Raw genomic sequence first — 20,334 nt, forward strand, 5'->3', positions numbered from 1 at the left:
TTAACTGTGCGATTAATTTCATACGATTTCTCCAGCACAAAACCCCACTGATGTTGTAAAACTCAGCAGTTGATTGTGTATTGAGATGAATTAAGGCGCAGCGTGCCGATGTAAGGCTGGAATGGGAATGAATTGCCGATCGCGTGAGGGTGAATGCGATGTATGTGCGAGGGAAGCACAACAATATAATAGCGTCATAGATGACTCCTTAGGTTTAAGAAGTTCTACCGAATCACTGTCAATTGATTATGGTGGCAGAACGAAAGAGGGTTGACAGACTGAACCTAAGAATCAGCACACCCGAAGGTGTCCCCCTCCCGTTCTACCGCAGAGGGAGCACGAGGGCACACACCAAAAGAAGGGATCTTTTAGTGCACTTAGGAAACGGTCTGTCAAAACCGACTGGCAATGTAGGCCAGCTTCTGCATCATAATCGTTGATGAAAATCAGGTCAATTCCTCCTTGGTCTCATCGATCAAAATTAAAGAAATTAGGCGGAATAAAAAACAGATTCTAAAAAATTACAGTGACATAACATCTAAATGACCCGCATACGGTGAGCTTTAAATCATCCGTGATCCATTTACATTTTGCCTGCCGATCTTAAGCGGGCTTTTTTATGACAGGAATACTTCAGATGAATTTACCATGTCCTTATTGTCAATCGAGAGATACGGTATTACTCGAATCCCCACAGCATTTACCCACTATAAATGGCTCATCTGCACATTCAAATGAGGTGATGTCACCTTTAGCCTTGGCCGGTGTGGGAATGAGTCTTTCTAAAAGTTTAAATATCCCACCGCTTGCAGGGGCTTTGGCAGGGGTATTCATTGCAGGGATCTGGCTAATCATGACCGATGGTGCAAGCCAGTCTCATCCCAATCAGGTGTATTGCCCGCTTTATTACTGTAATGACTGCGATCGCGATTTTAGTCCGAGCATCCGCAATTAGGTTTTAAATGTATTCACTCAATAACTCTTTAACCCATTAAAGTCCATCAATTTAGTTTGATGACTAGACAACTTTTATAGGAAATAAAATCATGGCACATCAGATTGAACAAATGGCTTACGTGGGCGATACCCCTTGGCATGGACTTGGCAATCAACTTTCCCCACAGCAACCGATTGAAGTCTGGGCACAACAAGCAGGCATGGATTGGCGGATTGAATCCTCTAACGTCAATTACATGGCACAAAATGAACGGGGGCAAAGCATCATCATGCCTTTTGAAGAACAACGGGTGTTATATCGCTCTGATACCCATGCACCGTTGTCTGTGGTTAGCCAGCGCTTTCAAGAAGTTCAGCCCAAACAGATTCTCGAATTTTATCGGGATTTAACGGAGCAATCAGGCTTTGAGTTAGAAACTGCTGGGGTACTCAAAGGCGGTAAAAAGTTCTGGGCCTTGGCACGTACAGGACAAAGCAGCGCGTTAAAAGGCAAAGATGTCAGTAATGGCTATATTCTATTGGCAACCGCTTGTGATGGTACGCTTGCCACCACCGCACAATTTACCTCCATTCGTGTGGTCTGTAACAACACTTTGGCGATCGCCCTCAAAGGCCAGAGCAGCGGTGCAGGTGTGGTCAAAGTGCCGCACAGTACTCGCTTTGATGCAGAGAAGGTCAAACAACAACTCGGTATTTCCGTTCGGGCATGGGATGAACACATGTACCAGATGAAACAACTCAGTCAACGAAAAGTCACTCAAACCGAAGCAGCCGCCTATTTTGATGCTGTTTTCAATAACAGTAAACTCAGTATTGCAGAGCAGGACGATGGGATTATTCAGTTCTATCGTAAAGTCGCTTCACAAGCACAAGGCCAGTCTCGACCAAGCACACCTCAAACCGACCCTAAATCTGAACCGAATGGACGTGCAATGTCGAAGGTCATGAGCATGTTTAATGGACAAGGTCGTGGTGCGGAATTGAGTTCGGCCAAAGATACTGCTTATGGCCTACTGTGTAGCATGACGGAATTTGCAGACCATGAACGTCGAGCCATGAGTCAAGACCATCGTTTAGATTCAGCATGGTTTGGGGCAGGGGCTAACTTAAAACAACGTGGACTTGAACAGGCTTTAAGTTTAATTGCCTAGATTTAGATAGTTCAATATTTAGCTTGATCGGTCGACACCGATCAAGCTATCGATCATGTTACCGACTAAGTTGGCGTTCATGTTGAAACGCTGATCTAGCCAACTACCCATAAAGTAAAACAGTCTCTAAAACATACACTTTATTTCTTTTCATACCACGCAAAGCGATGTCTTCGGACATCGCTTTTTTTATGCGTCAAATTGAATCATTAAGGACAATCCGATGAATGCAACCCTTTCTCAGCCACAACCAACCAACACCCATTTAGCACCACCCTTATCTCGGCCTAAATTCTTTAGCGCCAAACGCTTTGTTGAAACCAAGCATTTAAGCCAAGAACAATGGCTTGAAGTTCGTCGCCAAGGCATAGGCAGTAGTGACTGTGCCGCAGCCTGTGGACTTAACCCTTATATGTCGATGCTTGAACTGTGGATGATTAAAACAGGCCGAATTCCGCAAAACATCAATGATGAAATTTCAGGACATGCCCCTTTATATTGGGGCCATCAACTCGAACCTTTAGTGGCTGAATACTACAGCCAACATACTCAGCACAAAGTCCGTCGGGTCAATGCCATCCTTCAGCATCCTGACCCCGACAAACATTTTATGTTGGCCAACTTAGATTATACCGTGGTGGGTGATCCAGAAGTACAAATTCTAGAATGTAAAACCGCAGGGGAGCATGGGGCTAAACTTTGGCGCGATGGTGTACCGCTGTACATTCTGTGCCAAGTACAACACCAATTGGCTGTTACAGGAAAACAAGCAGCGCATATCTGTGTCTTGATTTGTGGGCATGAAACCCGCATTTTTAAAGTCACCCGATCAGCATCCGTCATTGAACAGATCATTCAAGCTGAGCGTTACTTCTGGGAGTGCGTAGAAAAAGATACTCCACCTGAAGCCGATGCCAGTCGTTCAGCAGCCAAAGCCTTACAACTGCTGTATCCCGAACACATCCCTTTAAGCCTAACCGATCTTACTCAAGACCCACAGGCCAATCAACAATTCACCCAACTGATCCAAGCCCGAAACCAGATTGAAAAATATCAGGAGCAATTCGATTTATTGAAAAACCAACTTCAAGCCAAAATGCAGGAGAGTGAACGCGCCACCTTTCAAACCGGTTCATTGACATGGAAACGGGCCAAAGACTCGATCAGTCTAGATAGTAAAGCCTTACTTAAACAGCACCCTGAATACCTTGAGCAATTCCCACAACACAAACAAGGCAGTCGTCGCTTCAATATCTACAGCCATGATGATTAGGCCGGCATAGCCTAAGCAGGCTTTTAACCCATAAAACTAAAAAACCGCAAAGTCGCCCCTCTCGCCCATTCCTCAAAAAGAGGAACGGGCATTGGAACGGCGATGCGGGATTGAATCAATCCAAAGAAGTTTAGCAATCGGTATCCACAAGATAGACCGTGAACAGATGTCTTGTGCAATTGCTTGATCTCTTCTAGATAAAACTCTAACGCTGTAAATTAATAGTGAGAAATACAAAATGATAAAAGGCTTAGCGATTACACCACCGATTTTAGGACGGATCAGTATTGGCAAAATGGTCGAAAAGAACGGCAAACGCCTTCCTGAAAAAGATGACCAATTTACCCTTACTTCTCAAATCCAAAACAAGGACGGATGGATCAAACATCCATTGGATGAACAACTACGTGCCCAAGCACCGAATCAAAAACTCCGTTCAATTCCAGTACGGATGATCTTCAACGATCCTGAGCTGAACTTACGGGCAGAGTACAGTCTATTTGACCGACAAACAGGACGACCATTATGTATCGGCAATGGGGAAACTTGTCAGCGTAGAACCAGTCAAGGCATTGAACAACTGCCATGCCCATCCCCTGAAAGCTGTCCTTTGGCCCAAGGTGGCAACTGTAAGCCCTATGGCCGATTACATGTCAACTTAGATGAAGCGGATGAGTTTGGTAGTTTTATTTTTAGAACCACAGGTTTTAACAGCATTCGGACTTTGGCAGCACGTTTAAGTTATTACCACGCTGCATCGAATGGCTTGCTGTCATGTCTGCCTTTACAACTCACACTCAGAGGCAAGTCCACCACGCAGAGCTATCGCAGTCCTGTGTATTACGTGGACTTAACCTTAAGAGAGGGTATTTCATTACAACAGGCGATTCAAACGGCCAAGGAGATTGACCAACAGAGTAAAACCGCAGGCTTTAACCAACATGCGTTAGATCAAATGGCAAGACAAGGCTTTGCCAATGCAAGATTTGAGGTGGATGTAGAAGAAGGGCGGGATTTGTTGGAGGAGTTCTTTACTGAGGAAATATCTGTGTCAGAGCAATATTCACATGGGCATGATGTGGCACAGGTGCAAGCGCTGCAACAGGGTTTGCAGGGGAGTGTGAGGGTGGTGAATTGATTTATATCCGAAAGTTAATTTTTACAGAGGGCGCTATGATTTGAGCGAATTGTCGCTCGCATCAATGATTAGGAGTAAACATCATGAATGCGTTCACATGTCAGACTTTTCAGATGAATCAGATTATTAATATTAAAGAAGTGATTCAATTCACAAGTATTAGTCGTGCAAAGATCTATGAAATGATCAACGTTGATTCGAAGTACTATGATCCAAATTTTCCAAAACCAGTACGTTTAAGTGAATCACGTATTGGATGGGTGGCTTTGGAAGTTCATCAATGGATTGAAGTTAAGATTCAAAGTCGTTAAGCATGGGAGCGAACGCTCCCTTATTTTTATATTGATATATTGGGATTAAAATTGGTAAATAAGTCTTGATAAGTACACTATCTATATTTTTCAGTTCACTTTAGGGTAATATTAATTTTAACAACGATATTTTTTTGGATTTAAAATGACCAGTACCCAACAACGCGCACTATTACAACGCCAAATATGGCAGATTGCTAATAAAGTACGAGGCGCAGTTGATGGCTGGGATTTTAAACAATATGTATTGGGTACATTGTTCTACCGCTTTATTAGTGAAAATTTTGCTAATTATATTGAGGGTGGTGATGAGAGCATCAAATATGCTGAGTTACCCGATAGTGTTATTACAGCAGAAATTAAAGATGATGCAATAAAAACAAAAGGTTATTTTATTGCTCCTAGTCAACTGTTCAGCAATATTGAAAAAAATGCAAACAATAATAAAAACCTAAATACAGATTTAGCGGCTATTTTTTCTGCTATTGAAAGTTCAGCAAATGGCTACCCATCTGAGAAAGATATCAAAGGTTTATTTGCTGACTTCGATACAACTAGTAACCGTTTAGGTAATACAGTCAAAGATAAAAATATACGTTTAGCTGCTGTACTTAAAGGTGTGGCAGAATTGGATTTTGGTGACGATTTTAAAGATAGCCAAATCGATTTGTTTGGTGATGCTTATGAGTTTTTAATCTCTAATTATGCCGCAAATGCTGGTAAGTCGGGTGGTGAGTTCTTCACACCGCAGCATGTATCTAAACTGATTGCACAACTTGCAATGCATAAACAAACCAAAGTAAACAAAATTTATGACCCCGCATGTGGCTCAGGTTCTTTGCTTCTTCAAGCCAAGAAGCATTTTGATCAACATATCATCGAAGATGGTTTTTTTGGTCAGGAGATCAATCATACAACCTATAACTTAGCGCGTATGAATATGTTTTTGCACAATATTAATTACGATAAATTTAATATTCAACTCGGTGATACGCTACATCATCCTCATTTCATTGATGACAAGCCATTTGATGCAATTGTATCGAATCCACCGTATTCAGTGAAATGGATTGGTTCAGATGATCCAACACTCATTAATGATGATCGATTTGCTCCAGCAGGAGTACTAGCACCTAAGTCAAAAGCTGACTTTGCTTTTGTGTTGCATGCTTTAAGTTATCTATCTGCCAAAGGTCGAGCAGCAATCGTTTGCTTCCCTGGTATTTTCTATCGTGGTGGGGCAGAGCAGAAAATTCGTCAATATTTGGTCGATAATAATTATGTTGAAACAGTGATTTCACTTGCATCGAACCTGTTTTATGGTACGACCATCGCTGTAAATATTTTGGTGTTGTCAAAACATAAGACTGATAATACAACTCAATTTATTGATGCCAGTGGTTTATTTAAGAAAGAAACAAACAATAATATTCTGAATGATGCCCACATTGAACAGATCATGCAGGTGTTTGATAGTAAGGCTGATGTAGACCACTTTTCCAAGTCTGTGGCTTTTGATGCGATTCAAACAAATGACTACAACTTGTCTGTAAGTAGCTATGTTGAAGCAAAAGATACTCGTGTAGTCGTGCCCATTACCCAAATTAATGCCGAGCTTAAAACCACCGTGGCTAAAATTGACCTGCTTCGTAAAGATATTGATGCGATTGTGGCGAAGATTGAAGGGGGAAAAGAAGCATGATTTTTATGGAAAAGTTGTTCGATGATGCACAGGTTGGGTGGAAAGTATTGGGGGATGTCGCCAAATACGAACAACCAACAAAATACCTCGTCAAGACAACTAATTATAGTGAAGATTTTGAAACTCCAGTTTTGACTGCAGGCAAAACCTTCATTCTCGGCTATACAGATGAAATTGATGGGGTATATAAAGCATCAGAAAACCCTGTAATTATTTTCGATGATTTCACTACAGCAAATAGATGGGTAGATTTCGATTTCAAAGCAAAATCTTCAGCGATGAAAATGATCTCGTCGGTAGATGAGTCTAAAGTCTCTTCTAAATATATTTATTACTGGCTAAATACATTACCAAAAGAATTGGTTGAAGGTGATCATAAACGTCAATGGATCGGTAATTATGCTAAAAAAGAAATTCCAATCCCTTGCCCTGAAAACCCTAAAAAATCTCTTGAAATTCAAGCTGAAATTGTTCAAATTTTAGATAAATTCAGCGCAATGACCGCCGAGCTGACCGCCGAGCTTAACACAAGAACAAAACAATATAATTACTATCGTGATCAATTATTTAATTTTGAAGAGAGTGAGGTTGAGTGGCGAAAGTTGGGTGAAGTGGTGAGTATAAAGCATGGTAAAGATTGGAAATCACTAGGAATTGGAGATATACCTGTGTATGGCTCTGGTGGTGTTATGCAGTATGTAGATACTTTTGCATACGATAAACCGACTGTATTGATTCCACGGAAAGGTTCAATTACCAATATTTTTTATGTTGAATCACCATTTTGGAATGTTGATACAATCTATTATACAGAAATTGATACTAAGCAAATTATTCCTAAATTTTTTTATTACTTTATGAAAACAATTGACTTGATGCAACTAGATACTGGTTCTGGAAGGCCGAGCCTCACACAAGCAATTCTTAATGAAATTAAAGTACCAATCCCGTACTTAGATAAACAAGCCCACATCGTTACAGTTCTTGATAAATTTGATGCATTAACAAGCTCTATTACTGAAGGTTTACCGCGTGAAATCGAACTGCGTCAACAGCAGTATGAATACTATCGTGATTTGTTATTTAGCTTTCCAAATTCTGCAACGGTAGAAGCATAACATGAGTAATACTTTAGTCGAAGTTGCTCAGCAATTAAGAGATACTCAGAAGAAAGTGCAGTTAATTTATGCCTTCAATGGGACTGGAAAAACACGGTTATCAAATGAATTTAAAAACTTAATTACTCCAAAAAACGATGGGGAAGAGGAAAGTACTCTTTCACGTCAAAAAATTTTGTATTACAACGCATTTACCGAAGACTTGTTTTATTGGGATAATGATTTAGAAAGGGATTTAGAGCGTAAATTAAAAATCCAGAAAAATACTTTTACAGAATGGCTACTTACGCTTCTGAAGGACTTGGGACAAGATGGAAATATTATTAAATATTTTCAACACTATGTTAATAGTAAACTGACACCAAATTTCAGTGATGATTATTCAGAAGTCTCTTTTTCTCTAGAACGCGGAAATGATGAACAATTAGCAAATTTAAAAATTTCTAAAGGTGAAGAGAGTAACTTTATTTGGAGTATTTTTTATACTTTAATAGAACAAGTAGTAGAGACATTAAATGAAATTGATCCTGATTATCCAGAACCAACTATTTTTGATGAATTGGAGTATGTGTTTGTAGATGATCCAGTAAGTTCGTTGGATGAAAATCATTTGATAAAATTAGCAGTAGATTTTGCTTCACTGATCAAGTCGAATAATTCAGAAGTCCGTTTTATTATTACTACACATAATCCTCTCTTTTATAATGTTTTACACAACGAATTGGGTAGTGATGATAAAGAGTTAGGTTATAAAGCTAAAAATTTTGAAAAGTATCGGCTCGATAAGAAAGATAATAATTTGTATGAGATGGAAATTCAGAATAATGATTCTACATTTTGCTACCATCTACATTTAAAGGCAGAGCTTGAAAAAGCGAAAGATGAAGATAGGCTTAATAAGTATCATTTTAATTATCTTCGAAATATTTTAGAAAAAACGACTATTTTTTTTGGTTATAAAAAATGGTCAGATTTGTTGCCTCAAACAGTAGACGAAAGCAGAAACTTATATGAAAAAAGAATAATTAATTCACGCAGTCATTCTAAGTATTCTGGTGAGGAAGTAAAGGAACTCACAGAGGATGAAAAGCGTATTTTAATTCGCTTGATCGGACATCTTGATAAAATTTATAAACCAAATCTACGAGACGATCAGTCGGTCTAAAGGAATAATAATGAAAGAACTTAAAACTATTGCTGAGTCCACGAACTTTATTATTCTTGATAAATATATTAAGGAAACTCAAGCAGTTGATAGTTACCAAACGGAAGCTGACTTAGAGCGTGAACTCATTCAAGATTTGACTAATCAGGGCTATGATTTTTTATCTAATATAAAAAACGCTCAAGCTATGTTGAATAATGTGCGAGAGCAGTTACAGTTACTCAATAATGTACATTTTTTAGAGAGTGAATGGTCGCGTTTCGTTGAAACATATCTGGATAAATCAAGCGATAGTATCGTAGATAAAACTAGAAAAATTCATGATGACTATATTCATGATTTTGTTTTTGATGATGGGTGTATTCAAAACATCTATTTACTTGATAAAAAAAACATTGCTCGTAATAAAGTTCAAGTTATCAAACAGTTTGAACAAAAAGGTAATCATGCCAACCGTTATGATGTCACCATTTTGGTTAATGGTTTGCCATTGGTACAAGTTGAACTTAAAAAGCGTGGTATGGCGATCCGTGAAGCATTTAATCAAGTGCATCGTTACAGCAAAGAGAGTTTCAATAGTGAAAACTCACTGTATAAATACTTACAACTATTCGTTATTTCCAATGGTACAGATACTCGCTATTTTGCCAATACCACAGCACGTAATAAAAACAGTTTTGATTTTACAATGAACTGGGCAAAGTCAGATAACAGTCTCATTAAAGACCTAAAAGACTTTACCGCAACTTTTTTTCAAAAAAATACCTTACTCAACGTGTTATTGAATTACTCCGTATTTGATGTAAGCGATACTTTGCTTGTAATGCGTCCTTATCAAATTGCGGCAACAGAACGTATTTTGTGGAAAGTTAAAAGCTCATTTGAAGCCAAGACTTGGAGTCAAACTTCGAGTGGTGGGTTTATTTGGCACACTACTGGTTCAGGTAAAACCTTAACTAGTTTTAAAGCAGCTCGTTTAGCAACAGAACTTGATTTTATTTATAAGGTTTTTTTTGTGGTCGATCGCAAAGACCTTGATTATCAAACTATGAAGGAATACCAACGTTTTTCTCCTGACAGTGTAAACGGTTCTGAAAGTACAGCTGGATTAAAACGAAACTTGGAGAAAGATGATAATAAAATCATCGTAACGACTATCCAAAAGCTAAATATCTTGATGAAAACTGAGAATGATTTGCCAATATATAACAAGCAAGCCATGTTTATATTTGATGAATGTCACCGAAGTCAGTTTGGTGAAGCGCAGAAAAATTTAAAGAAAAAATTCAAAAAATTTTACCAATTTGGTTTTACTGGAACCCCGATTTTTCCTGAAAATACATTAGGTAATGAAACGACAGCTAGCGTATTTGGTACTTACGACAAGAATAAAAATAGAGGTGCTTTGCATGCTTATGTAATCACCGATGCGATTCGTGATGAAAAAGTCCTTAAATTTAAAGTGGATTATAATGATGTACGTCCAAAATTTAAAAATATAGAAAAAGAACAAGATGTCAAAAAACTGAGTGCTTATGAAAATAAACAAGCTTTATTGCATCCAGATCGTATACGTGAAATTAGTCAGTACATCCTAACTAACTTCCGTCAGAAAACGCATCGTTTACAAGTAGGTGGTAAAGGCTTTAATGCCATGTTTGCGGTGAGTAGCGTAGATGCTGCTAAGTTGTATTATGAATGCTTAAAAGAGTTACAAAAAAATAGTGATAAGCCTTTAAAGATAGCAACTATTTTTTCATTTACTGCCAATGAAGAACAAGATGCTGTTGGTGATATTCAGGATGAAAGTTTTGAAGTGTCAGCTATGGATAGTAGTGCAAAAGAGTTTTTAAGTTCGGCTATTGCAGATTATAACGAATTATTTAAAACCAACTTTAGCGTTGACAGTAAGGGTTTTCAAAACTATTACCGTGATCTTGCCAAGCAAGTGAAAGCAAAAGAAATTGATTTACTCATTGTGGTGGGTATGTTCTTAACAGGATTTGATGCTCCGACATTGAATACTTTATTCGTAGATAAAAATCTACGTTATCATGGTTTAATGCAAGCTTATTCTCGTACAAATCGTATTTATGATGCGACCAAAACCTTTGGCAACATCATTACCTTCCGTGATTTAGAACAAGCAACGATTGATGCTATTAGATTGTTTGGTGATAACAATACTAAAAATTTCGTATTGGAAAAAAGTTATAAGGAATATATGGAGGGCTTTACCGATGTATTGACTGGTGAAGCACGGCGTGGTTTTGTAGAGGTTGTTAGAGATTTAGAGCAACGCTTTCCAAATCCGGATGAAATTTTTAAAGAATCAGATAAAAAAGCCTTTTCTAAATTATTTGGTGAATATTTGCGTGTCGAAAATGTACTGCAAAACTACGATGAGTTCGCTAGTTTAAAAGAGCTTCAAACGGTGGATATGAGTGATCTTGAGGCAGTAGAAGCATTTAAGCATAAATATTATTTAAGTGATGAAGATTTAGTTAAACTGCAATCGGTTAATATGCCAGCTGAACGGAAAATTCAAGATTACAGGTCTAGTTATAACGATATACGTGATTGGTTGCGTAGAGAAAAATTGGCTGAAGAAAAAGAGAAGTCGACTATTAACTGGGATGATGTAGTTTTTGAAGTTGATTTATTGAAGTCACAAGAGATTAATCTAGATTACATTTTAGAATTAATTTTTGAAAATAATAAAAAAGTGAAAGATAAGATAACTTTAGTTGAGGATATGCGTCGAGTGATTCGTGCTAGTCTAGGTAATCGAGCTAAAGAAAGTTTAATCGTTGATTTTATTAATCAAACTGATTTAGATCAGATTGAGGATAAAGCGAGTTTAATGGATGCTTTTTATACTTTTGCTCAAGCAGAACAACAGCGTGAAGTGCAGGAATTGATTAGCGATGAAAATTTGAATGAGGATGCGGCCAAACGTTATATCTCGAATTCTTTGAAGAGAGAGTTTGCGAGTGAAAATGGTACTGAGCTTAATGCAGTTCTGCCTAAGATGAGTCCATTAAATCCTCAATACTTAACCAAGAAGCAAAGTGTTTTCCAAAAAATTTCAATCTTAGTGGAAAAGTTTAAAAATGTAGGTGGGGATATTTGAATTTCACATAATTTCTCTGCCAAGTATGAAAATATAGGATTCTGTAGATTGTAAATCCTATAGAATCTTTTATTATTAAAAACTTATTTTAACTGTAATTTTTTTACAATCATAAAATTAACTGGGAGTGAAAGATTTGGATGATTTACAAAATTTAATTTTTAATGTTTTGTCAAAATATCCGAATTTAAGAGGGCGAGAAATTGCTAAAAAAATTAGTAAGGACAGACAAAAAGTAAATGCATTCCTTGATAAAAACAGAGATAAATTTCAGCAAGATGAAAATTATCAGTGGAGTAATTTAGAAAATAAAGAATTAGTGATCGAGTTTCCTAAAAAATGGGTTGATGCCAATCTTTTTGAATCTAATCTAGAATTTTACCCAAGCTTATTCGAGTTGCAAATTACGATACGCTTTGTTTTTAATGAACGTTTATTATTAGATGCAATTATTAGGTTACTTTGCTTAACTAATCAATTGTGTCAGAAAGGTAAATTAGTTTTTCTTGATTTTCGTAACTGTATAAATACTTTTACGTATCTAAGACGTTTAAGTTTTTTTAAGTATTTGCATGATTCAGCGCAGGTATTACCTAAAAGACCAAATCCAGAATCAGATGAAAAGTATCGGAATAACTCTGAAAATTTAATTGAGGTCTTTCCAATATGTTCTGAAGATATTAACAACGAAGATGTTTTTAGGATATCTCAAGTCTTAGAAGGTTCTTTCAATGAATATGAAAAACAGGTCCTTCTACCTAAATTGCAAATGTTTATCGGTAGTTTAATTGATAATGTCCGAGAACATGGATACTCAGATTTGACGGGGTATTCTGCCTTACAGATTTATAATATACCTAATTCTAATCAAAAGAAGATCGTACTTGTAATAGCTGACAATGGTTCTGGATTGATAAATACACTACGGAAAGCTTTAAATTACGAACATTATAAGAATATTGCTTTACCATTTCAGGAAAATAATATTGAAAGCAATAAGAGTTTAATTGCATATGTATTAAATAATGGTGGTATTACACAGACAGGTGTTGAAAATCGAGGCCTAGGATTAAATGAAGTACATTCAGCATTAGCCAAAATATCTAAAAAAGAGACAAGAGATCTATTAAATCTAGAAAATATCGAGGTCAAGGTCTCAATAAGACTTGATGACTGCAAATATCATTTCCCATATCAGTCAAACTATCTGAAAGACAAAGACTTGACGCATACTGGGGGGCTTACAAAAATGTATGGTACACAATTTATTTTAACGATAGTATTGACAAAGTAGCTTCTTCTGATTAAAAGAACGACATGAATGAGAATGCACACGTTATGAAACTAATAGACTATTGCTCAGGTAATCCTATGCCTTTTGGAAACCAAGAAGGTAAGAAAGTTTTCCCTCAATTGAAAGCTATAATTGATTCAGCATCAACTCAAAAAGTCTTTGAAATTTCGTTCGAGGGGATTAAATTTACAGATTCATCTTTTGCTAGAGAAAGTATATTGCTTTTAGCAAAAATGTATCGTGGAAACAAAGGAATTTATCTATCTCATTTTGATCCTAAAAATGTGGATATGCTTGATAACTGGGATTATGCAGCTGAAAAAGTGGAACAACCAATTCTGGTGAAAATGGGGGGGGATATCCGTTTGTTAGGAAATCAGCTTTCTAGTTCTAATAAGGAAGTATTTGATTTGGTTATGAAAGCTAAAGCTATAACTGCAAGTAAAGTTGCGACACAACTTGGTTTATCAGTACCCAATACAAGTACTAAATTGAAAAAGTTAGTTGATGAGGGCTACATTCTTAGAGTTGAAGAAGTAGCTGAATCTGGCGGCATAGAGTTTATTTACAAAAGTATTTGCTAAATTCTGCTTAAATATATTTACTTAATCAGAATAATCAGGTTAATATATAAGCAAGGGCAATTCAGGCCTTTATTTTTAATATCTGATTCATCAGATTTACTTAACCAGAATAAGGTGGTGCTATGGCTACAAATCCTCCATCAGGTGATGGACATCGTAATGGAATGGTTAAAGACCGTTCTCAGACTCAAACTCCAAGTGGTCATTGGGTTAAGCGTGACACAGGTACTGGGCGTTTTACGGATGTTAAAACATCTGAAAAAACACCTTTTAAAGGTGTACGTAAAGAAAAGTAAACAGTCTTTCAGTGATCAATGGCTTTTCGAAGCCATTGATCAGATCAATTAAATTTTTATTTAGAGGTTTTTAAAATGGCGCGTAAGCGAACGGTTAACTATGCGGTTGTTGATATCAAACTGTTGAAAGATGGGGTAACACCTGAAACATATGTAGCTCTTTTTGAAGAGCTTAAGAAGAATTATCGAGAGATCCCTTTAACACGGAACAACTATCTAAAACTTCGCTCAATAAAACCAATTGATGAAGATAACTTAGTGAAAGGTTTTACAGGTGAAATTTTTAGAAGTAATGGTCTAACAAGTGACTGGTATGATGAAGAAAAGGAGGAAAGACATAAAAATCAGAATGTTGGTGAAAGTTACATTCCACCGAATTTAAAGGCTAATCCACGGTTTTTCAAATTTGTTTTCTATCCTTTACATCAAAAATTAGTGTGTGAAGTAAAAGATCCAGAAAATGAAATAAGCGTTGGAATTCTTGAAGAGTTTCTAAGAAGCCTATTGGTTACTGAGAAATTGCAGACTAAATTTGGGCGAATTGTAGTAAGTACTGTCCCTGAGCTAATTACGGCTGAAAAAATCATTCAGTGTAAACAGCTTAAGAAAATTCATCTGAGCATTGAAAAACCATATTCAGAGAATCCTACAGATTTGGAAAAACAGATTCTTTCTGAAATGGAAGAGCAGAATGTTGATGTTTATATGCAAACATTCGTTGCTAGCAAAAATGTTTTTTTATCTTTAAATCAAAGAGCAAAAGATTTAGTCAAAATTGCAACGGAATATGGAGTTGTTGAGTATAAAGTTGAAAATGAAGAGGAGCTTATCGAAGACAAAAGTACAGCTATCTCCTATCCTTTGATTGAAAGAGTGCAATATGATCCTGATTTAATAAATCAATCAACTTTAATTCAGTCAAAAGGTTTAGAAATAGCTAGTAGTATAAAAAATGGATAACTGAAATTATATGGGAAGCATGGATGTTTCTCGATCTATTGTTTTTCTATTTAATTTAGGGGTTATTTAATTGGATTTGGTTTTAAAATATTTGCCACTCATTATTTTTATCTATCCAATTCTATCTTGGTTGGATAGTAGAAAGCGTTTTACTCATAATGCAAAATTTTATTCTGATAGAGCAGTTTCAGTAAAAAAATATGAAGAAGAATGTAGTCGAAAAGGTATAAAAGATCATGAAAAAAGTGCCTTTGCGCAAGCTTTGGCTGGCACAGATAAGTTAGGATTTAGAGACATAGATATTATCAAATCCAAATTTCCAGATGCCCTCTTTGTTATGATAAATAACCTGCAAAAGGTTAGAAAAAAAATTTCTATTGAAGTATTGAATGGTGAAGATGTATTTGTAGTTAAAAAAACTTTGAAAACATTACAATTTAGGCCATTTTGGTACTTCATTTTGTATTTTTCTTCAGTACCAATTATTATTTCCAATAGCTTACTAGTACTGTTGTTTGATAAATTAAACTGGAATTTAATATTAGTTGATGAAAATACATATCTGTTTGCACAATGGGCCTCATTAATTATTGGGATTGGAGTAGCTATAGTTGCAGCAATGAAATTTATTAATAATGAAGTTTTAGTATCTTTGATCAAAGATAAAAAAATGGTAATAAGTAAAGATGAATTTGAAAATAGTTTGATTTCACAAAATCTAGAATATAAAATTTAAAAACAATGGTGCATCCTATTTTGTATTAATATTGCTGGTGAGTGAAGAAATTTTATTTTTTAAATAGTGTATGGATTAGGATTTTTTATCTCTTAACCCATCAATAAAATCAGACCATTCCTGCATCATCTTTGTTCTATACTCAAGGTGTTGTGCGTGATTATACGCCTGAGAGATGGCATTACCAACGGTATGTGCTAACTGTATTTCAATAGCATCATGCATATAGCCTTGCTCATGTAATGTTGTTGATGCAAGTCCACGAAAACCATGCCCCGTCATTTTACCTGTATAGCCCATAGTGCGAATGGCACTTAATAGAGCGTTATTGCTTAACGGTTTTGCAGTACTGTGATTATAGAAAACAAATTGCTTATTACCTGTGAGAGGCTGTAGAGCTTGAATGAGCTCAAGAGCTTGTCTTGATAAAGGAACAATATGGGGTAAAGCCATCTTCATTTTATATGCAGGAATTCTCCATAAATAATTATCAAAATCAATCTCATTCCACTCCATATTAATGAGTTCAGCAGTTCTCACAAAAGTTAAGGTCATAAACTGTAAGGCTGTCTTAACGAGGATATTGCCGTGATAACGATCCATCCTTTCTAGAAAAGGTGGAAACTCAGAAATATCTAAGCGGGCCATGTGTTTCACTTTGCGAGGCTTGAGCGCTTCTTGAAGGTACGGTGTAGGATCATTCTCAATTAGTCCTTTGCGGATCGCATAACGAAAGATACGCCCAGCTAAAGGAATAGAGCGTTTAGCCATCTCTTGAGCACCGCGTACTTCAATTTGTTTAGCGCAAGCAAGGACATCTTTCCCTTTAATTTGATCAATAGGAATATTGCCTAAAGCAGGGAAAAGGTCTTTCTCAAATACAGATAAGTCGCGTAAATAAGTGCCTTCTTTAATGACGGGCTTACGATCCTCCATCCATTCCATAGCAAGCACTTTGAAAAGAATGCTTTCATCAATTTGTTGCTTCTTCTGCTTTTTCTCTTCATTAGGATTGATCCCATCTTTAAGCTTTAATCGAGCTTCATCTCTAGCACGGCGGGCCTGTGCAAGCGTAGTTTCAGGATATGTACCAATACTGAAAATATTCTCTTTACCATTTAAGCGGAACTTCATTCGCCAATGCATTCCTCCAGAAGGGGTGACCTCTAGATACATGCCTTTTTCATCAGAGTATTTGGTTTTCTTTTCTAAAGGTTTTATTTTTCTGACTTGAGCATCTGTAAGCATGGCAAGAATTCCGCAGAATTGGGGGTATAATTTTAGGGGTAAAATATTATACCCCCAGTTATACCCCCAACTACATCAAGCTTGCAATAGATAAAGTGGATTATATGAGATGTAAAAAAAGCTTAAACCCTTTAGATTTAAGCTTTTTTAGACCTTATGAGATTTCATAAGAATTAAATTTGGCGGTGAAGGTGGGATTCGAACCCACGATACGCTATAAACGTATACACACTTTCCAGGCGTGCTCCTTCAGCCACTCGGACACTTCACCAATTCGCGCGATCATACCGAAAAAAAATCAACCTGCCAAGCTACAAACATAGATTTTAAGCAAAAGCAGTCTTAGAGTGTTAAGATTGCGAAATAACAGCTTATGATAGTCGTTTTTTTATGCAACAAACTGCAAACAAAGCTCCATTACCCGCCATTACTCTAGCTGCATTAGGCGTGGTTTTTGGTGATATTGGAACGAGTCCGTTATATGCATTTGCACAGACATTTTCTAGTGCACATGTCAAAATTTCGGAGGCCACCGTTTTTGGTATTCTGTCGCTTATTTTTTGGTGTATTACCTTATCGATTAGCTTTAAATATGTATCGATTATTATGCGCGCAGACAACAACGGTGAAGGTGGCATTATGTCACTTTTGGCCTTATTGCTCAGAACCAAACGCATTGTTGATCAAAAGAAGATCTATTTAATTGCACTTGGATTCGTGGGCGCATCACTTTTCTTTGGTGATGGGATTATTACCCCTGCAATTTCGGTGCTTTCAGCCATTGAAGGTTTAAGCCTTGCCACACCAGCATTTGACAAGTGGCTGATGCCCATTGGAATTGGCATTTTAACCGCACTGTTTTTGGTGCAGCGACATGGTACCGCAACCATGGGCAAATTCTTTGGGCCAATCACGCTAACATGGTTTATTTCTATTGGTGCGCTTGGGCTGTGGAGTATTATTCAAACACCACATATCCTGTTGTTTATTAACCCGTATTGGGCAATTGAATTTGCAATTCAGCAACCCTTTGTTGCATTTATTGCTATGGGTTCAGTAGTTTTAACCTTAACCGGTGGTGAAGCGCTGTATGCAGATATGGGGCATTTTGGACGACTACCGATTCGTTTAGCTTGGTTTATTGTGGTGTGTCCGTGTTTGCTGCTGAATTATGCAGGGCAAGGCGCCTTATTACTGCGAGATGCATCTGCGGTATCCAACCCGTTTTACTTAATGGTTCCCGATTGGGCGTTATATCCAATTATTGGCTTGGCCACTGCTGCAGCGGTCATTGCATCGCAAGCGGTAATTACTGGCGTGTTTTCAATGGTGAATCAGGCCATTCAATTGCGTTATTTACCGCGATTAACCATTAATCACACCTCAGATGTCGAACAAGGGCAAATTTACGTGCCGTTTATTAACTGGGTGCTCTATATCTCAGTGTTAATTCTGATTATTTTATTTAAAAGCAGCAGTAATTTAGCCAGTGCGTATGGCGTTGCCGTCACCATGACCATGCTGTGTGTGACCATTCTTATTTCGGTCTTGGCTTATGGATCGTGGCGTTGGCCATGGTGGAAAGTTGCGTTATTTGCCATTCCATTTTTAATCCTCGATGGCATTTTTGTAGCATCAACTGCATTAAAAATTGTTTCCGGTGGATGGGTGCCTATCGTGATTGGCGCAGCCGCATTTACAATTTTAATGACATGGAAACGTGGTCGAGAAATTGTTTATGCGCGCCTTGAAAAAGACTCTTTGCCTTTAGATTTATTCATTAAAAGCATTGGCATGAGTGATGAAACCAAATATGTTCCCGGCGAGGCAGTATTCTTAACTGGCACACCAAATATCGTTCCGCATGCGATGCTACACAATATTAAGCACAATAAAGTCTTGCATGAACGTAATGTGTTGGTGACGGTGATCACCCAAGATATTCCTTATGTGCATGACGATGAACGCGTTTTTATAGAAAAACTGGATGAACGCTTTTATCGTATTTTTATTTATTATGGCTTTAAAGATCAGCCAAACGTGCCAAAAGCATTGGTGCAAGCGTATGCATCGCTTGGTTTTGAGCTGGATATGATGCAATTGAGCTTCTTTATTTCCAGAGATCGACTGATTCATACAGTGGGTGAAGGCATGTCGCCATGGCGAGAAAAACTGTTTATTTCGATGTATCGAAATACCAGTCCAGTCAGTGATTATTATCAGATTCCGACCAATCGTGTGGTAGAGCTAGGAAGCCAAATTGAAATCTAACCGTTAATTTTCAAGATATAAAAAACCAAGGAAAAATCCTTGGTTTTTTTATGGATATATTTTTTAAGGTGTAGCTGGTGGTGGCGTATCGGTTGCTGGCGCAGGTTGATATGCCACAGGTGGTGCAGGTGCATCATTTGGCTTAGCTGCAGGATCTGACGTTGTCGTTTCAGGCGTTACAGGTGTGTATTTGCCACTATTAATCAAGTCTTTTAATGAGCCGGGTTGCCCATTTACAGTTGTGCTGACTTTTGCTTGAGATAAGCTTTCTAGTGTTTCACCAGGTTGTACAGCCGATTCAGCAAAGGCGGCTGTAGTTGCGATTAAACCCACGCTTAACCCTACAACAATTGATAAATGACGCATGATTCACTCCAAATAAAAAATGAAGCTAAAACTAGCTACTTGAATTACTTAGACATTCCCATAAAATTGGACAATGATCAATGCTATGTACGCAATTTAAACAAAATATTACTGAAATAAGTGATCTAAGGATATTGCTTGCGTATTCAATGAGTTATTTTTTTGCTGATTTTGAAAAAAATGATTTTATTATTGAATGACCGCGCTGATGCGAAGCTATTTTAGATGTAGTCGAGGCATGAATTTTTGGTGCGTTAAAAGCGCATATGCAGAAAATTTATTTATATCTATAAACTTGTTTAACCTGAGAAACCCCATGAACATTAAAATGTTACTTTTATTGCCGCTTGGCTTTGTTTTTACTGCTGCTGGCTGTGCGGGCATTGGACCGAATGCAACCTATTATATGGGAACAACATCGTTTAAGTACGATCCAACATATGTAAGCTATATGGTGCAGTTAGGTGGGCATGAAATAGGAGGTGGCTTTGGGGGAGGGATGATGACATCTCCGGTAAAAGTCGGGCCACAAACGGTTACTTGGAAGGATGCAAAAACAGGTGAGCGACACTTTGCAAAAAACCAAGTGATCATCACCAAAGAACAATTAAAAGGGAAAAAGTATTTAGCC

18 protein-coding genes and 1 tRNA gene are annotated in these 20,334 nt (G+C 37.3%); 16 read left to right on the forward strand and 3 right to left on the reverse strand.

The features are described 5' to 3' along the window. Nucleotides 1-637 precede the first annotated feature (637 nt). The 14 genes from I2F62_RS12055 to I2F62_RS12120 all read left to right on the forward strand — a co-directional run bounded on the left by I2F62_RS12055 (nt 638) and on the right by I2F62_RS12120 (nt 15,818). A complete protein-coding gene (locus I2F62_RS12055) occupies nt 638-955 on the forward strand; it encodes a hypothetical protein (protein ID WP_324627244.1) in 318 nt (105 codons plus the stop codon). Nucleotides 956-1,046: 91 nt separating this feature from the next. After that, nucleotides 1,047-2,108 carry a DUF932 domain-containing protein gene (locus tag I2F62_RS12060; protein WP_324627245.1) on the forward strand — a complete coding sequence of 354 codons (1,062 nt, stop codon included), beginning with the start codon at nt 1,047-1,049 and terminating at the stop codon, nt 2,106-2,108. 223 nt (nt 2,109-2,331) lie between these two features. After that, nucleotides 2,332-3,381 (forward strand): lambda-exonuclease family protein, encoded by a 1,050-nt coding sequence (locus I2F62_RS12065; protein WP_324627246.1) that lies wholly within the window; start codon nt 2,332-2,334, stop codon nt 3,379-3,381. Between the two features lie 238 nt (nt 3,382-3,619). Beyond that, the gene (locus I2F62_RS12070) at nt 3,620-4,519 is read left to right on the forward strand and encodes a hydrolase or metal-binding protein (RefSeq protein ID WP_324627247.1); all 900 of its coding nucleotides are present in this window, start codon (nt 3,620-3,622) and stop codon (nt 4,517-4,519) included. A gap of 83 nt (nt 4,520-4,602) precedes the next feature. Further along, nucleotides 4,603-4,830, forward strand: a complete 228-nt coding sequence (locus tag I2F62_RS12075) for a helix-turn-helix transcriptional regulator (protein ID WP_324627248.1) — start codon at nt 4,603-4,605, stop codon at nt 4,828-4,830. Nucleotides 4,831-4,975: 145 nt separating this feature from the next. Next, nucleotides 4,976-6,532 (forward strand): type I restriction-modification system subunit M, encoded by a 1,557-nt coding sequence (locus I2F62_RS12080; RefSeq protein ID WP_324627249.1) that lies wholly within the window; start codon nt 4,976-4,978, stop codon nt 6,530-6,532. Further along, on the forward strand, nt 6,529-7,650 hold the full coding sequence (locus tag I2F62_RS12085) for a restriction endonuclease subunit S (RefSeq protein WP_324627250.1): 1,122 nt from the start codon (nt 6,529-6,531) through the stop codon (nt 7,648-7,650). Before I2F62_RS12080 ends, I2F62_RS12085 begins: the two co-directional genes overlap by 4 nt. A gap of 1 nt (nt 7,651) precedes the next feature. Then, the gene (locus I2F62_RS12090) at nt 7,652-8,815 is read left to right on the forward strand and encodes an AAA family ATPase (RefSeq protein ID WP_324627251.1); all 1,164 of its coding nucleotides are present in this window, start codon (nt 7,652-7,654) and stop codon (nt 8,813-8,815) included. A gap of 10 nt (nt 8,816-8,825) precedes the next feature. Continuing rightward, on the forward strand, nt 8,826-11,948 hold the full coding sequence (locus I2F62_RS12095; protein ID WP_324627252.1) for a type I restriction endonuclease subunit R: 3,123 nt from the start codon (nt 8,826-8,828) through the stop codon (nt 11,946-11,948). 127 nt (nt 11,949-12,075) lie between these two features. Then, nucleotides 12,076-13,242 (forward strand): hypothetical protein, encoded by a 1,167-nt coding sequence (locus I2F62_RS12100; RefSeq protein WP_324627253.1) that lies wholly within the window; start codon nt 12,076-12,078, stop codon nt 13,240-13,242. A gap of 23 nt (nt 13,243-13,265) precedes the next feature. Further along, complete coding sequence (locus I2F62_RS12105) at nt 13,266-13,826, forward strand: winged helix-turn-helix transcriptional regulator (protein WP_324627254.1); 561 nt, start codon at nt 13,266-13,268, stop codon at nt 13,824-13,826. A 122-nt stretch (nt 13,827-13,948) separates the two neighbouring features. Next, a complete protein-coding gene (locus tag I2F62_RS12110) occupies nt 13,949-14,122 on the forward strand; it encodes a hypothetical protein (protein ID WP_324627255.1) in 174 nt (57 codons plus the stop codon). A 75-nt stretch (nt 14,123-14,197) separates the two neighbouring features. Continuing rightward, entirely contained in the window at nt 14,198-15,082 is an 885-nt protein-coding gene (locus I2F62_RS12115; RefSeq protein WP_324627256.1) for a DUF4747 family protein, read from the forward strand. A 70-nt stretch (nt 15,083-15,152) separates the two neighbouring features. After that, on the forward strand, nt 15,153-15,818 hold the full coding sequence (locus I2F62_RS12120; RefSeq protein WP_324627257.1) for a hypothetical protein: 666 nt from the start codon (nt 15,153-15,155) through the stop codon (nt 15,816-15,818). A 75-nt stretch (nt 15,819-15,893) separates the two neighbouring features. On the opposite strand, the gene I2F62_RS12125 is transcribed toward I2F62_RS12120, so the two are convergent. Both I2F62_RS12125 and I2F62_RS12130 read right to left on the reverse strand, forming a co-directional pair. After that, nucleotides 15,894-17,066, reverse strand: coding sequence for a tyrosine-type recombinase/integrase (locus tag I2F62_RS12125; RefSeq protein WP_324627258.1), 1,173 nt, complete (start codon nt 17,064-17,066; stop codon nt 15,894-15,896). A 180-nt stretch (nt 17,067-17,246) separates the two neighbouring features. Then, nucleotides 17,247-17,337 (reverse strand) — tRNA-Ser (locus tag I2F62_RS12130). Nucleotides 17,338-17,456: 119 nt separating this feature from the next. On the opposite strand from I2F62_RS12130, the gene I2F62_RS12135 reads away from it, so the two are divergent. Further along, nucleotides 17,457-19,337, forward strand: a complete 1,881-nt coding sequence (locus I2F62_RS12135; RefSeq protein WP_324627259.1) for a potassium transporter Kup — start codon at nt 17,457-17,459, stop codon at nt 19,335-19,337. A gap of 63 nt (nt 19,338-19,400) precedes the next feature. Here the strand turns inward: I2F62_RS12135 and I2F62_RS13235 are convergent, their stop codons facing one another. Beyond that, on the reverse strand, nt 19,401-19,703 hold the full coding sequence (locus tag I2F62_RS13235; RefSeq protein ID WP_420713761.1) for a hypothetical protein: 303 nt from the start codon (nt 19,701-19,703) through the stop codon (nt 19,401-19,403). 316 nt (nt 19,704-20,019) lie between these two features. Here I2F62_RS13235 and I2F62_RS12145 point away from each other — a divergent pair. Then, on the forward strand, nt 20,020-20,334 hold a 315-nt coding region (locus I2F62_RS12145; protein WP_324627260.1), incomplete at its 3' end, for a hypothetical protein.

The organism is Acinetobacter sp. MD2(2019) (assembly GCF_035615615.1).
Classification (GTDB): Bacteria; Pseudomonadota; Gammaproteobacteria; order Pseudomonadales; family Moraxellaceae; genus Acinetobacter.